At 52.8% G+C, this 13,771-nt stretch carries 15 protein-coding genes; 13 read left to right on the top strand and 2 right to left on the bottom strand.

Features of this window, described 5'->3' with window-relative positions; all coding sequences use genetic code 11:
- Positions 1-20 precede the first annotated feature (20 nt).
- The 6 genes from gnd to CSR02_RS08470 are packed head-to-tail and all read left to right on the top strand — an operon-like array spanning position 21 to position 4,259.
- Positions 21-1,019, top strand: coding sequence for a phosphogluconate dehydrogenase (NAD(+)-dependent, decarboxylating) (gnd, locus tag CSR02_RS08495; protein ID WP_099541282.1), 999 nt, complete (start codon positions 21-23; stop codon positions 1,017-1,019).
- A 38-nt stretch (positions 1,020-1,057) separates the two neighbouring features.
- A complete protein-coding gene (locus CSR02_RS08490; RefSeq protein ID WP_099541280.1) occupies positions 1,058-1,945 on the top strand; it encodes an HAD family hydrolase in 888 nt (295 codons plus the stop codon).
- Positions 1,942-2,688, top strand: a complete 747-nt coding sequence (gene pgl, locus CSR02_RS08485) for a 6-phosphogluconolactonase (protein WP_099541279.1) — start codon at positions 1,942-1,944, stop codon at positions 2,686-2,688. Before CSR02_RS08490 ends, pgl begins: the two co-directional genes overlap by 4 nt.
- Positions 2,689-2,704: 16 nt before the next feature.
- On the top strand, positions 2,705-3,418 hold the full coding sequence (gene rpiA, locus CSR02_RS08480; RefSeq protein ID WP_099541277.1) for a ribose-5-phosphate isomerase RpiA: 714 nt from the start codon (positions 2,705-2,707) through the stop codon (positions 3,416-3,418).
- Between the two features lie 10 nt (positions 3,419-3,428).
- Positions 3,429-4,013, top strand: a complete 585-nt coding sequence (locus CSR02_RS08475) for a gluconokinase (protein WP_042788387.1) — start codon at positions 3,429-3,431, stop codon at positions 4,011-4,013.
- Between the two features lie 18 nt (positions 4,014-4,031).
- Positions 4,032-4,259 carry a hypothetical protein gene (locus CSR02_RS08470; protein WP_099541311.1) on the top strand — a complete coding sequence of 76 codons (228 nt, stop codon included), beginning with the start codon at positions 4,032-4,034 and terminating at the stop codon, positions 4,257-4,259.
- 8 nt (positions 4,260-4,267) lie between these two features.
- Here CSR02_RS08470 and CSR02_RS08465 read toward each other — a convergent pair whose 3' ends face one another.
- The gene (locus CSR02_RS08465) at positions 4,268-4,480 is read right to left on the bottom strand and encodes a hypothetical protein (protein WP_183172685.1); all 213 of its coding nucleotides are present in this window, start codon (positions 4,478-4,480) and stop codon (positions 4,268-4,270) included.
- Between the two features lie 96 nt (positions 4,481-4,576).
- On the opposite strand from CSR02_RS08465, the gene CSR02_RS08460 reads away from it, so the two are divergent.
- From CSR02_RS08460 to CSR02_RS08430, 7 genes are all read left to right on the top strand, one after another.
- Positions 4,577-5,599, top strand: a complete 1,023-nt coding sequence (locus CSR02_RS08460) for an ABC transporter substrate-binding protein (protein ID WP_099541274.1) — start codon at positions 4,577-4,579, stop codon at positions 5,597-5,599.
- A gap of 75 nt (positions 5,600-5,674) precedes the next feature.
- Positions 5,675-7,441, top strand: coding sequence for a chloride channel protein (locus CSR02_RS08455; protein WP_099541272.1), 1,767 nt, complete (start codon positions 5,675-5,677; stop codon positions 7,439-7,441).
- A 124-nt stretch (positions 7,442-7,565) separates the two neighbouring features.
- Positions 7,566-8,597: an NAD(P)H-quinone oxidoreductase gene (locus CSR02_RS08450; RefSeq protein WP_042788391.1), complete on the top strand. Its 1,032-nt coding sequence runs from the start codon at positions 7,566-7,568 to the stop codon at positions 8,595-8,597.
- 145 nt (positions 8,598-8,742) lie between these two features.
- Entirely contained in the window at positions 8,743-9,441 is a 699-nt protein-coding gene (locus CSR02_RS08445; protein ID WP_099541271.1) for a YggS family pyridoxal phosphate-dependent enzyme, read from the top strand.
- A 113-nt stretch (positions 9,442-9,554) separates the two neighbouring features.
- Positions 9,555-11,537 carry a potassium transporter Kup gene (locus CSR02_RS08440; RefSeq protein WP_042788393.1) on the top strand — a complete coding sequence of 661 codons (1,983 nt, stop codon included), beginning with the start codon at positions 9,555-9,557 and terminating at the stop codon, positions 11,535-11,537.
- Between the two features lie 4 nt (positions 11,538-11,541).
- Entirely contained in the window at positions 11,542-12,696 is a 1,155-nt protein-coding gene (hemW, locus tag CSR02_RS08435; RefSeq protein ID WP_099541270.1) for a radical SAM family heme chaperone HemW, read from the top strand.
- Positions 12,697-12,740: 44 nt separating this feature from the next.
- The gene (locus tag CSR02_RS08430; protein WP_099541268.1) at positions 12,741-13,175 is read left to right on the top strand and encodes a DUF1489 family protein; all 435 of its coding nucleotides are present in this window, start codon (positions 12,741-12,743) and stop codon (positions 13,173-13,175) included.
- On the opposite strand, the gene CSR02_RS08425 is transcribed toward CSR02_RS08430, so the two are convergent.
- On the bottom strand, positions 13,155-13,541 hold the full coding sequence (locus CSR02_RS08425) for a hypothetical protein (protein ID WP_244176888.1): 387 nt from the start codon (positions 13,539-13,541) through the stop codon (positions 13,155-13,157). The two genes, CSR02_RS08430 and CSR02_RS08425, sit on opposite strands and share 21 nt — an antisense overlap.
- Positions 13,542-13,771: the final 230 nt, after the last annotated feature.

Below are 13,771 nucleotides of genomic sequence, written 5' to 3'. Positions count from 1 at the left end.
ATATCAGACAGGAGAAGATAATGCAGATTGGCATTGTTGGGCTGGGCAGAATGGGCGGCAATATTGCCGTCCGTCTGACACGGCACGGGCACGACGTTGTTGTTTATGACCGCGATACCGCAATGGTGGAAAAAACCGTTGCTCGCGCAGAGGCCGGACGTGCTGTTGCCGCCAGCAACCTTGCCGATATGGTGGAAAAGCTGAATGGGCCCAAAAAAATTGTGTGGTCCATGCTCCCTGCGGGCGCCATTACGGAAGAAACCGTAATGGATCTAGCTGGCCTGATGCAGAAAGGCGATATCGTTATTGATGGTGGCAACACCTACTATAAGGACGATATCCGCCGTGCTAAAATACTGGCCGAAAAAGGCATTGATTATATTGATGTCGGCACATCTGGCGGTGTGTGGGGATTGGAACGCGGCTACTGCATGATGTATGGTGGCCCGCGTGAAGGTGCCGAGCATATTGACCCCATTCTGGCCTCTCTGGCTCCCGGAATTGGGGATATTCCGCGCACGCCGGGCCGAGACCGCACAGATCTCGACCCCCGTGCAGAACAGGGCTACCTTTACTGCGGCCCTGCTGGATCAGGCCATTTTGTTAAAATGGTTCATAATGGCATTGAATACGGCATGATGCAGGCCTTTGCTGAAGGCTTTGACGTGATGTACCGCAAGGATTCACCACTGCTGGCAGAAGATGAACGCTTCTCCCTCAACATGGCAGATATTGCAGAGGTCTGGCGCCGGGGCAGCGTGGTATCCTCCTGGTTGTTGGATCTAACAGCTCAGGCTCTGGCAAAAAATGGCGAGCTTTCTGAATTCAGCGGTGAAGTAAATGATTCTGGTGAAGGCCGCTGGACAATTGAGGCCGCAATTGAAGAAGCCGTGCCCGTACCCGTTATGACAGCCGCATTGTTCACCCGCTTCCGCTCACGCAGTGGCAATACATTTGCAGAAAAAGTTCTGTCTGCCATGCGTTTTGGCTTTGGTGGCCACATCGAAAATAAAAGCTAAATTAACACAGCAAACAAATAAGGCAGGAGTGGAGAAGCATGACAGATACCGGACAGAACGGACATAACCCGGGCCGTCCGCCTGCTTCTCGTATCCGCTTGGTTGTATCAGACATGGATGGCACAATACTCACCCCTGAAAAACAGGTCACGCGTGAGAGTATTGCTGCCATCCAAACCCTGAAAAAAGCAGGCGTGCCTGTTTGCTTTGTAAGCAGCCGCCCTCCGGGTGGAATGGAAATGTATTTTGATGCGCTTGGTGTGCATACACCCTATGGCGCATTAAATGGTGGAACCATTTTTAATGCAGACCGCACAATCCGCTCCCGCCTTTCGCTAGACCCAGAAGCCGTTCAGGATACGCTGTTGATGCTGAAAGTGCATCAGATTGATGCATGGCTGTTCCGGGGGCACGAATGGTTGGTGACCAATGCAACAGGCGCTTACGTAGAACCTGAAGCAAGAGCGATACGCATGACACCGACAGCCGTGCCATCGTTTAATGACTATCAGCAAGAAGTCGGCAAGGTAACAGGTGCCTCAGCTGACTATGAAGCCCTGGAGCGCCAAGAGCTGGAAATTGGCCAGTTGCTTCAAGGCCGCGCCAGCGTGGCACGATCCTGCAAATGTTTTTTGGATATTACCCCCCTAAACGCCAATAAAGGCTATGCCCTGCGCCAACTGGCCAGCTTTTATAATATTCCCATAGAAGAAGTTGCCTGCATTGGAGACATGAACAACGATGTGCCCATGCTTTCCATCGGGGGGCTTTCCATTGCCATGGGGCAGGCAAAACCAGACGTGGCAGCACAGGCCCATTTTATAACAGCTTCCAATTCGGAAAATGGTTGGGCCAAAGCCATGGAACAGTTTGTATTGCCCCGTGTAGCACCTCTTTCAGACATCGCAGGAAAGACAGTATCGTGACAGAACAGACGACCGCTACCGGTGCCGTGCATATTTCCGCAACGCGCGAAAGCCTGATGCATGATCTGGCTGAATGGCTTGTAAAACAGACACTTCAGCGCCCGGAAGCCCCTTTCCGAATTGCACTGAGCGGCGGCAGCACACCACAGCATCTTTACCGCTTGATGGCAGAAGAACCTTACGTCAGCCGCCTTCCTTGGCAGCGCATGCAGTTTTTTCTGGGGGATGACAGATTTGTCCCGCATGACCATGCAGATAGCAATTACGGCATGATGCGCCGCCTGCTGTTTTCCCGCGTGCCGGTGCCAGCAGAAAACATTTTCCCCATGCCGGATAAAGGCACGGCAGAACAGGCTGCAAAGGCATATGAGGCAACCTTAAAGCAGATTTATTCAGGAAATGTGCTGGAGGCCGATAAGCCACTTTTTGATGTCAATCTCCTAGGTTTGGGCACAGATGGCCATACGGCCTCATTGTTTCCCGGCCAGCCTGTCTTGCAAGAACGCATTGCGTGGGTTGCACCCTGCGTGCCGCCCACTGCGCCACACACACGCTTAACGCTGACATACCCGGCCATTCATGCCAGCCGACACGTGATTTTTCTGGTAGAAGGGGCAGACAAAAAAGAGGCTGTTGCCCGTGTAAGGGCGCAAGATCCCGCCTGCCCTGCCAGCGCCATTACAAGTGCGGGAGATCTGACATGGTTTTTAGATCAGCCAGCAGCCCCCGCTCCGCAGAACTAACAGGATATAAACCGGCATGACCGCAACTCCGCCCGATCCCGCCGCGGCTTTCAAACAGCAAGCTGCCATTAAGGCTGCATCTCTTGTGCAGGATGGCATGGCCGTTGGCCTCGGCACGGGTTCTACAGCCAAATTTGTTGTTGCTGAGCTTGGCCGCCGCGTGCGGGAGGAAGGGCTGCATATCCGTGCCATTCCCACCTCCAGCGTGACAGAAAAACAGGCCAGAGAGGAAGGCATTCCCCTCACCACTTTTGGGGCACAGCCTGAGCTGGATATTGCCATAGATGGCGCAGATGAAATTGAACCACGCACACTAAACCTGATTAAAGGTTTAGGCGGTGCACTCTTGTGGGAAAAAATTGTTGCCTCTGCCGCCAAACAGTTTGTGGTGGTGGCAGATGCCAGCAAATATGTAGATCATCTGGGTGCAAAATGTCCGCTGCCCGTAGAGGTTATTCCCTTCGGCTGGGAAAACGTTGCCCGCCAGTTGGGCAAACTGGGCGCACACGTGACACCACGCCGCAACCGCGATGCTTCTTTTTATCTGACCGATGAAAAGAACCTGATCATGGATTGCGTCTTTGGCCCCATGATGGAACCTGAAAAGCTGGGTCGCGCCATTCTGGAAATTGTAGGTGTGGTTGAGCACGGGCTGTTTTTGCACATGGCGTGCCAGACCATTACCGCCGGGCCAGAAGGTATCCGCACCCTCACCCCACAGCAGGATTAAAAGAACGCCAATGCCACAGAATGCTTCTGCCCACCCTACAGACAGCACACTGCCCACTCAGCCCGCAGCACAAGGCATTCCGCCTTGCCTGCTGGTCGTTATGGGTGTGTGCGGGTCCGGAAAAAGCACTGTGGCAGAGGGATTGCATAATGAACTGGGATGGCCATGGCTAGATGCAGACAGTCTGCATGACCCAGCCAATATTGAAAAAATGTCTCATGGCATTCCGCTAACGGATGCAGACCGCCAAGGGTGGCTCTCCCGTTGTCATGCTTGGTTGGCTGAAAAACAGAAAGCCGGCACAGGCGGCATTCTTGCCTGTTCCGCATTGCGCCGCGTTTACCGTGACCAACTGCGCCAAGATGGCGTGAAGCTTTTATTTATCTATTTAAGTGCAGATACATCTGTTCTGGCCCAAAGGCTAAAAACCCGGCCCAAACACTTTATGCCTGCTTCTTTGCTGCCCAGCCAGTTACAAACACTGGAACCACCCCAAGCAGATGAAAATGCACTTACTTTTTCCGTAATGGCTGAACCGGCAGAAGTTATTGCCGAAATTCTTACCCGTTTGAGAACCTTACCTTCAAACCTGTAAATGTCATGGGATGAAAAGATGGGACATAATTACGCAAAACCTCTGACATCCGGGCAAAAAATGGAACGTCTGCTAGCGCGTATTCCACCGGGTTGGCACATTGCCCTGGAACGTCAGACAGGTGAAGCCACGTGGCGCGCCCTGACACATGCACCAGACAAGGAAGGCAGTTGGAGCACCCCCCACGCGGACCCGGCAGATGCGCTGGAAGAAGCGTGGCGCAACAATCGCTCTGTGCTTGTATAATTTGTGATTTATTTTACAACTGTCCCTGATGTTACCTTGCGATAAGGCTTACCTGTCAGGCTATTAATTCGTACCTTCCGTGGGGCTTTTGGTGTTTCATCCGGCACAACGTGGCACGGCACTCCCTCCACTTGCCGTGCTTTTGCAAAACGTTGGGCATGTGAAAGCTGAGACGCCTGATAAAGCACTTTATCACCCAACATAACCTTATGCTTACGCAATGTAAGTTCCTCCGGTTGCTTGCCATATCCGTGCCAACATAGCGCTTGTGACGCATCCATCCGTATCCTATCGTATGCAAAAACAGGATACGCCCCATGTCTTCATTACTGACACGCCTTTGCTATTCCACCCTATTACTTGCCGGATTAAGCATTTTTACAACACCGTCTGCCGTAGCGCTAAGCGTTACGGATATGACCGGCCATACCGTTGAGATCAAGGACGATCATCCACCCATTGCAGACTTATGGTTCGCCCATAACGAAATTTCCGTCATACTTGGGGCGGCAAACCGTATCCGTGTTTCTGCAGAAAGCCCGATCGATAGTCCTTGGCTGTTCAAGGTGGCGCCTGTCATGAAAAACGCCCACACAGGTGTGAAACCTGATACCGCCAGCGCAGAAAATCTACTGGCTCTCAACATCGGTCTGGCTTTTGTACCGACTGCGGCAAAAGCGGAAGAACTGCGCAGAATGGGTGTGCCGACCTTATGCGCAGAATATACAACGCTGCCGCAAATGCTGAAATCCATGGACATGACAGCCCAGGCTCTGGATACACCAGAAGCCTCCAAGGTTGCCCAAGTTTACAAAGAAGACATGGATGCAACGCTTAAACAACTGAGTTCACGATTAGCCAATATTTCGGTCAAAGATCGCCCACGCGTTTTACATATTGCGCGCCTGAACCCGCTACAGATTGATGGTACAAATACGCTAATAGACGCATGGATACAAACTGCTGGCGGGCAAAATGCCGCTACAGTCAGCGGCAATCATCGCCCGGTTTCGTTTGAACAGATTGCAGCATGGAATCCGGATGTTATTATTATTGGTGCCTCTGCCGGAATGCCAGATGCAGCGTCTCCCCTTCAGTCTCTGGCAGCTTTCAAAAACAGACGTGTATGGATAAACCCACGCGGCGTGTTTGCATGGGATAGGTATGGTGCAGAGGAACTGCTTCAGCTGCAATGGGTTGCGCAAAAACTGCATCCAGATCTTTTTGCAGATACAGACATACGCAAAGTCACGCAGGCCTTTTACCGCAAGTTTTTCCATTATCCTTTAACAGATCAGGAAGCTGATCTCATTCTGGCTGGCAAACCACCGGCCCCATAATCTGTTCTTCATAAAAGTGCATGACAGTTATGTGATGTGTTGGACCTTACTCAGTCGTCCTGTTATGTCCGATCCATGACAGGACTTCTGGAACACCTGCGCACTCATAATACACCCGCACGCCTTCTGGTTACTCTGCGCGCCTTGGTGCGTACAGATTCCCTATGGCTTATTGTTCTGGCAGCTCTTATTGGCATACTGGCTGGTACTGCCGTCAGCCTTATGACCAAAGCCACCTTTCTGGTGCATCAACTTCTGGCTCCTGGGCATTCCCGACTTTCTGGCCTGCAACATATTACTCCATTGCATGCTCTGCTGGTACCCACAGCGGGAGGACTTCTGCTTGGGTTATGGAATCTTGCGCTTACACGCCAGCGCCATCGGCCCGTAGACCCTATTGAAGCCAATGCCTTACATGGCGGCCGCATGAATTTGAAAGACAGCCTGACCGTTGCAGGACAAACTGTGCTTTCAAATGGTTGTGGCGCTTCCATTGGTCTGGAGGCCGGGTTCAGCCAGATAGGCGCTGCATTTGGCTCTCGCATAGGGCGTAACCTGCAAATGCACCGTGCCGATATACGCCTGCTGGTTGGGTGCGGTGCGGCAGGTGCCATTGGTTCTGCTTTTGATGCCCCTCTGGCTGGGGCTTTTTATGCCTTTGAACTGGTAATTGGCTCCTACGCATTTCCCCTTCTTGCGCCTGTAGCGTGTGCCTCACTTTGTGCTTTGGCTGTTGTTCATCTTGCTGGCGCCAGTTTGCCAGAGTTATCTCTCGCACTTCCCCAAACCATTCCACCATTGGCATATCCGCTGCTTATATTGCTTGGTGTTGCCACAGCCTTCATCGGCGTTGGTTTAATGAAAAGCGTGACACTTACGGAGGCTTTTTTTCGCCGTTTTTTACCAACCCTTTGGTTACGTCCGGCTGTTGGGGGATTATTGGTGGGATTGCTGGCTCTGCTCTCTCCATCCGTGCTTTCTTCGGGGCATATGGCCATGCGGGAAGGGCTGATTATGCCCCCTGCACTCGGGCTGGCCATATGGCTCCTTTTGCTCAAAGCACTTGCTTCTACCATTTCTATCGGAAGTGGCTTTCGGGGTGGGCTTTTTTTTGCATCGCTCTACCTAGGTGTTTTAACGGGAGCCGCCTTTACCGGGCTGGTTGCACCCTTTTTGTCACTTCCCATAACGCTCTGTACTGTTGCGGGCATGTGTGCATTGGCCACAACCATTATTGGCGGCCCTTTCACCATGATTCTGCTTGCGCTGGAAACAACACATAGCGCCAACATGACCGCAGCCGTAGCTTTGGCAGCTATTACATCCTCACTCTCCACACGGCGTATTTTTGGCTACTCCTTCACCACATGGCGCTTTCACCTCCGAGGCGAAAATATTCGCTCAGGTGTGGATGTGGGCTGGATGCGCACCCTTACGGTAGAGCAAATGATGCGCACGCAGGTAGATACGCTACCCGCACAAACACCTGTTTCCCAAGCGCGCACTGCGTTTACAGGCCGGGCACCGCGTTACATTGTTGTGCTGGATGCACAGCACCACTGCATGGGGTTAGTAGAATATGCGCAAGTACAATCCATAACAACGCCAGCCAACATACCTTTACGGGACCTTCTGCCGGCAAATAGCCCGGTTCTGGCACCAGAAGATAATCTTTCCCGCGCTTTGGCAGCATTTGAAAGCACCGGGCGGCCTGCCCTGGCCGTTACGGACACAGAAAAGAACGTTATTGGCGTATTGAGTGAGCGTTACGTTCTGCGCCGCTATGCAGAAGAGCTGGAACGCACCCGCCGTGAACTGGCGGGAGAAAAACATCGGCGTTAACCCCATCACAAACCGGAGAAAGCTTCCAATTATAGCGTGGACGTGAACTTACATGTGTCATCCATACTGTATGCCATCACGTTAAATGCTTTGGATTTAACCCTTGCTTACGGCGGAACGCTCCATGTCTACTTCCTCACTTCTGCCTTCAACCATGAAAGCTGTCTGCTTTACACAAGCAGGTGCGCCAGATGTTTTGCATCTGGAAACCATACAGGTTCCTCAACCTGGGCGGGGGGAAGTTTTGGTGCGCGTCATGGCGGCAGGTGTGAACCGACCAGATATCATGCAGCGCAAAGGTCTTTATCCCCCTCCGCCCGGTGCCTGCCCCAGATTAGGGCTTGAAATAGCTGGGGAAGTGGTTGCCTTGGGTCTTCCGCAGGATGGCGTTACAATGCCTGCTCTTGGCAGCCGCGTATGTGCGTTGGCCAATGGCGGAGGATATGCAGAATATTGTCTTGTTCCTGCCGGGCAATGCCTACCATGGCCGGCCAACTTTAATGCCATAGAAGCGGCCGCCCTGCCGGAAACCTTTTTTACCGTCTGGTCCAACCTGTTCATGCCCACAATACTGCCCAAAGATACGCGCGTATTGATACATGGCGGCAGCAGCGGTATTGGCACAACGGCTATTCAGCTTGTTAAAGCTTTTGGCGGCAAAGCCTTTGCAACAGCAGGCACTGCTGAAAAATGCGATTTGTGCACAGAACTGGGCGCACAGGCCATTAACTACAAAACTGAAGATTTTGCTGAACGCATTGCCACGCTTACAAAAAATGAAGGCGTAAATGTTATTCTGGATATGATAGGCGGCGCCTATTTTGACCGGAACCTCAAATGCCTTGCACCAGATGGTCGCCTTGTCATTATTGCCTTGCAAGGGGGCGCCAAGGCAGAACAGGCTAATCTGGCGCGTATTATGACAAGGCGCCTGACCGTAACCGGCAGTACGCTACGGGCACGCGATAATGGCAGCAAGGCCCGTATTGCGCAGGATCTGGCAGCAAAAGTCTGGCCTTTGTTGGCCAATGGCACAATACGGCCCTTTATCCATCAAACTTTTCCACTCGCACAGGCAGCAGCCGCCCATCAGGCTATGGAAGATGGAAAGCATTTTGGTAAAATTATACTAACAGTCGATTCTCTTGCAGCATAAAATAGGTTTTATACTTAGGGCTTTTTCCATACCCCAAGGTGAAGACTACCTAGATGCCTGAAAAAACTGTCTTCTGCTCCTAACATAGGTATGCGGCGTTTGCAGCACTTGACCAAGTGCGCATCTTCAAGCATTTTGACGCCTCATGGAAACACCATCCACCCCTCCCTCATCTGTTCTGGCGGACCGGCTTGCCGCCGTTCGCCAGAATATTGACGCAGCCGCACACGCAGCAGGCCGAGATCCCGCCTCTGTCACGCTGGTTGCCGTTTCCAAATTCCATCCGCTTTCCAGCGTGCAGGAAGCTCTTGCCGCTGGCCAGCGTGTGTTTGGAGAAAACCGGGTGCAGGAAGCTGCCAGCAAGTTTCCCGCCCTGCGGGCAACTTATCCTGACCTCCGACTGCACCTGATCGGCGGCCTGCAAACAAACAAAGCGCGTGATGCGGTGCGCATTGCCGATGTGATAGAAAGCCTGGATCGGCCAGAACTGGCAGAAGCTCTTGTCAAGGCCGCCGATAAGGAAGGCCGCCTGCCGGAACTGTTGATTGAAGTCAACACAGGTGATGAACCCCAGAAATTTGGCGTCCCGCGTGAAAAGGCTGATGCTTTTATCCGCACCTGCCGCCAGCAGTTTGGAGCCAAACTGCAAGGGCTGATGTGCATTCCGCCAGCAACACAAGATCCTGTTCCACATTTCCGGCTACTGCGCAGTATGGCACAGGAACATGGGCTTCCTGTTCTTTCCATGGGCATGTCAGCTGATTACCCTCAAGCCATTGCTGAAGGCGCAACACTTGTGCGCGTAGGTACCGCAATTTTCGGGCCGCGACCACCTTCTCCATAATTTTCATTTTCTGGGAGGAAGCCAGTATGCCTTGCTTCCTCCTATCTGCGCCCTTTATGCAGGGCGAACGGGGCAATGTGCCCGAGCAAGACTGACGTGGAGCCAGAGACACCATGACTGACCCCGCCAACAAACCGGCTGGTTCTCCTCCTGCAGGAAATCAGCCGCATGTGGCTTCAGCGCCGGAACCGCGGCGCATTACGGAATTTGACGCCGACCAACCGCAGCACGCTGCCGCCCCAGTTGGCTTTGCCGCCCTGCTGGGCGTGCTGGGCGTTGTGTATGGTGATATCGGCACCAGCCCACTTTATGCCTTCCGCTCTACAGTAGAAGTTATTTCTGGCCACCATCAGGTGGCTCCGTGGGAAATTCTGGGCGTTGCCAGTCTGATCTTCTGGACACTGATCCTGATTGTCACGGTCAAATACGTTATTCTGATCATGCGGGCCGACCATAATGGTGAGGGCGGAATCCTTGCCATTATGTCTCTTGCCCAGCGTGTAGTCATCAACCAAAAAACCCGATGGATATTGGGGTTGGTGGGCATTGTAGGGGCCTGTCTGTTTTTTGGTGATGGCATTATTACCCCCGCCATTTCCGTGCTTTCTGCCATTGAGGGGGTGGAGGTCAGTGTGCCCGCGGCGCATGACTTTGTCATACCCGTGGCCATACTTGTCATTATCAGTCTGTTCAGTGTGCAGTGGATTGGCACTGGCAAGGTTGGAGCCATTTTTGGGCCCATAATGCTGCTCTGGTTTGGCACATTGGGTGTGCTGGGCCTTATGGAAATTCTGCACCATCCGGCCATTCTTATGGCGCTTTCTCCCACCTATGCGCTAGAATTCATATTCTACCACGGTAAGCTTTCCTTTCTAGCGCTTGGCTCTGTGGTGTTGTGTGTAACCGGGGCAGAAGCTCTGTACGCCGATATGGGCCATTTTGGCCGGGCACCTATCCGTTATGCGTGGCTCTTTTTTGTGCTGCCTATGCTGGTACTCAACTACTTCGGGCAGGCAGCGCTGGTTATTGCTGACCCTAAAGCCTTGGCAAACCCCTTCTTTCTGCTGTGCCCGCACTGGATGCAGGGGCCAATGGTGGTGCTTTCCACCTTTGCTACTGTTATTGCCAGTCAGGCTGGCATTTCTGGCGGGTTTTCCATCTGCCGTCAGTTAATCCAGTTGGGCTATATGCCGCGGCTCCGCATTACCCATACCAATGCGGATGAAGAAGGGCAGATTTACCTGCCAGACTTCAACCGCTTTCTGGCTGTTGGCGCCGTGCTGCTGGTGGTGGCCTTCCGCAGTTCAGATGCTCTGGCCTCTGCCTACGGTATTGCGGTTACGGGCACGTTTATCTGCACCTCTATTCTGGCCATTGTGGTGTTCCGCCGCCACTTTGACTGGCCCGCATGGAAAGTCGGCACCGTGTTTGGTGGCTTCCTGCTGCTGGACAGCACTTTTTTTGCCGCCAACGCCCTCAAAATTCCAGATGGGGGCTGGGTGCCGGTCATGCTTGGCTGTGTGCTGACACTGATGATGACAACATGGAAAAAAGGCCGCAGCCTTATTATTGCGCGTCAGCGGCAAGATAGCCTGCCTATGGGGTCCTTTATTGCCCGCCTTCCACAGTCTCGCATTATCCGTGTGCCCGGCATGGCCGTGTTTATGACCAGCACGCCAGATTTTGTGCCCCCGTGCCTGCTGCATAATTTGCGCCACAACAAAATCCTGCATGACCACGTGCTGTTTGTAACCGTGCAAAATCTGGACCAACCCGAAGCAGAACGCGGCCATCGTGTAGCCGTGGAAGAACTGGCCCCAGATATCTACCGTGTTGTGCTGCGGTACGGTTTTATGGAAATGCCCAATATTCCCCGCGCACTGGAAGAACTGAAAGCCAACGGCGTGGATTTTGATGCGCTTCAGGCCTCCTACTTCACATCCCGCGAGCTGATTACACGTTCCTCCGTACCACGCATGTCACGCTGGAGAATGTCCATATTCCTGTTCATGCTCCGTAACTCCACCTCCAGTATGGAGTTCTTCCGCATTCCGCCAGATCGTGTTGTGGAACTGGGTGTAAAGGTGGCCATCTAACACTGTGAAACAGGACGCACTCGCCCTTTATATCCACTGGCCTTTCTGTTTGGCCAAATGCCCGTACTGTGACTTTAACTCACACGTACGGGCAGAAATTCCACAAGCCCGTTTTGCACAAGCACTGCGCACAGAGCTTGCGCATGAAGCCCGTCGCTTGGGCCGCCGCCGCCTGACATCTATCTTTTTTGGCGGTGGCACACCTTCTCTCATGGCGCCACAAACCGTTGCCCATCTGATTGAAGATGCCACATCTCTGTTTGATGCAGCCCCTGATCTTGAAATTACACTGGAAGCCAATCCTACCAGTGTGGAAGCTGACAAGCTGAAAGATTTTCGGCTTGCTGGCATCAACCGTGTCTCTCTTGGCATTCAGGCACTCAATGATGAGGCGCTGCATTTTCTGGGCCGCCAGCATTCCGCCACTCAGGCACTGGCTGCATTGGAACTTGCCCGTTCAGTGTTTCCACGCATTACGTTTGACCTGATTTACGCGCGCCCTGAACAGACTGTGGCCGCATGGAAAACTGAGCTGGAAACAGCCTTGCAACTGGTTGCTGACCATGTCTCGCTCTATCAGTTAACCATTGAGCCGGGCACCAAGTTTGAAGCCCTCTATCGGCAAGGCAGCTTTAGCCTGCCGGATGAAGAAACAGCCGCCGCACTCTACGAAGCCACAACGACCATTACCCATGCACATGGGCTCAATGCGTATGAGGTTTCCAATTACGCCAAGCCCGGTAGTGAAAGCCGCCATAATCTGACATACTGGCATTACGGTGATTATCTGGGCCTTGGCCCCGGTGCACATGGGCGCATTACGCTGGATGGACACCTTTACGCTACCCGCAGGCACCGTGCCCCAGAACCATGGGCGGACCTTGTGGAACGCACAGGTTCTGGCCAGACAGCTCAGGAACCCCTTGTGCCTCAAGAACGTGCGCGCGAAATGCTGCTGATGGGCCTGCGCCTAAGGGAAGGCATTGCGCTCAAGCATTTTGAGGCACGTACAGGCCTGCAACTGGCACAAACGCTGGACCCGGTTATTCTGGCCGCTGCGTTGGAAGAAGGCTATCTTGTGCACACGCCTACCCATTTATACGCGACAGAAGAAGGCCGTTTACGGCTAGAAGCCCTGCTACATGCCTTGGTGCTGTAAAAACAGAACCTTGTCTGCTGTTTGAGACACACTACATTGGAAAAATGCTTCATCTGATCAAGTTGGCCGTGGGTGTTGAATCACTTGATGATTTGGCAGAACGGCTGAAACAGCCATTCAATACCCGCGCCCACCCAGATCATGCATCTCCATTGCCTGTTGTACACACCCGCTCTTTCCCCAAGCAAAAGGATGCCCTGTTAGATGGGGGATCACTTTACCGGGTTATCAACGGGCTTATTCTCTGTCGGCAGCCCATTCTGGATATTCAATCCACAACCCGATCAGATGGCACGCAAGGCACGCTGATTCTGCTATCTCCCTCCATTATTCCTGTGCAGCCACGTGCCATGCGACCATTTCAAGGATGGCGCTATCTGCAAAACCAAGATGCACCCGCAGACTTAAAAGACGCTGAAACCCAACCAGTAAGCCTACCGCTTTCTCTTCAGAAAAAATTATTGGAGCTGGGGCTCTGAAAATAGAGAATGCCCCTTACGAATAACAGCCCGACCCGTATAAGGGACACCACACATTTTCACCTGCCCCAATTCGATCAGGCAGGATGCATACATACCGTGCGACTGTTGAATGATAGCTTTGCCAGTATAAGGCGCACCGCAGAACGTGACATTGCCCCCAGCAACGGAGCATTTATGATAATCACCATTCGTTTGCGATAAAGAAAGAACCGTCTCCCCTGTAAAAGGCATACCACAAAATACGGGACGCCCAGCCGAAAGCTGGCAAGTGACAACCTGATATTCTGCATTTTCTGCAAACAAAGGAGCAGGATATGCAAGACCGTACACCAGCACCCCTAATATAAATTGTCTGATCTTCACGCGCACTTGTTGCCTTATAGAATATGCCTATCGCACCATCATTATCGGTCTTGGCTCCGTGGCTGCATATTACGGGAACAATGATTTTTCCGAAAACTTTCTAAAACGCCATTTCCTAGCTTGACGCCCCTCCGCAATATCTCTAAAAGCGCCTCAACACAGCCTCTTGTCCCGTTCGTCTAGAGGCCTAGGACACCGCCCTTTCACGGCGGCAACACGGGTTCGAATCC

The sequence above is a fragment of the Acetobacter pomorum genome (assembly GCF_002738225.1).
GTDB classification, from domain to species: Bacteria; Pseudomonadota; Alphaproteobacteria; order Acetobacterales; family Acetobacteraceae; genus Acetobacter; species Acetobacter pomorum.
Note: the sequence above shows the minus strand (reverse complement) of the source record. Positions and strands in the feature narration are given on the sequence as shown.

Bases quoted from the DNA above. Each gene is read 5' to 3' on its own strand.
- gnd (WP_099541282.1), top strand. From the start codon at position 21: ATGCAGATTGGCATTGTTGGGCTGGGCAGAATGGGCGGCAATATTGCC.
- CSR02_RS08490 (WP_099541280.1), top strand. From the start codon at position 1,058: ATGACAGATACCGGACAGAACGGACATAACCCGGGCCGTCCGCCTGCT.
- rpiA (WP_099541277.1), top strand. From the start codon at position 2,705: ATGACCGCAACTCCGCCCGATCCCGCCGCGGCTTTCAAACAGCAAGCT.
- CSR02_RS08475 (WP_042788387.1), top strand. From the start codon at position 3,429: ATGCCACAGAATGCTTCTGCCCACCCTACAGACAGCACACTGCCCACT.
- CSR02_RS08470 (WP_099541311.1), top strand. From the start codon at position 4,032: ATGGGACATAATTACGCAAAACCTCTGACATCCGGGCAAAAAATGGAA.
- CSR02_RS08460 (WP_099541274.1), top strand. From the start codon at position 4,577: ATGTCTTCATTACTGACACGCCTTTGCTATTCCACCCTATTACTTGCC.
- CSR02_RS08455 (WP_099541272.1), top strand. From the start codon at position 5,675: ATGACAGGACTTCTGGAACACCTGCGCACTCATAATACACCCGCACGC.
- CSR02_RS08450 (WP_042788391.1), top strand. From the start codon at position 7,566: ATGTCTACTTCCTCACTTCTGCCTTCAACCATGAAAGCTGTCTGCTTT.
- CSR02_RS08445 (WP_099541271.1), top strand. From the start codon at position 8,743: ATGGAAACACCATCCACCCCTCCCTCATCTGTTCTGGCGGACCGGCTT.
- CSR02_RS08440 (WP_042788393.1), top strand. From the start codon at position 9,555: ATGACTGACCCCGCCAACAAACCGGCTGGTTCTCCTCCTGCAGGAAAT.
- CSR02_RS08430 (WP_099541268.1), top strand. From the start codon at position 12,741: ATGCTTCATCTGATCAAGTTGGCCGTGGGTGTTGAATCACTTGATGAT.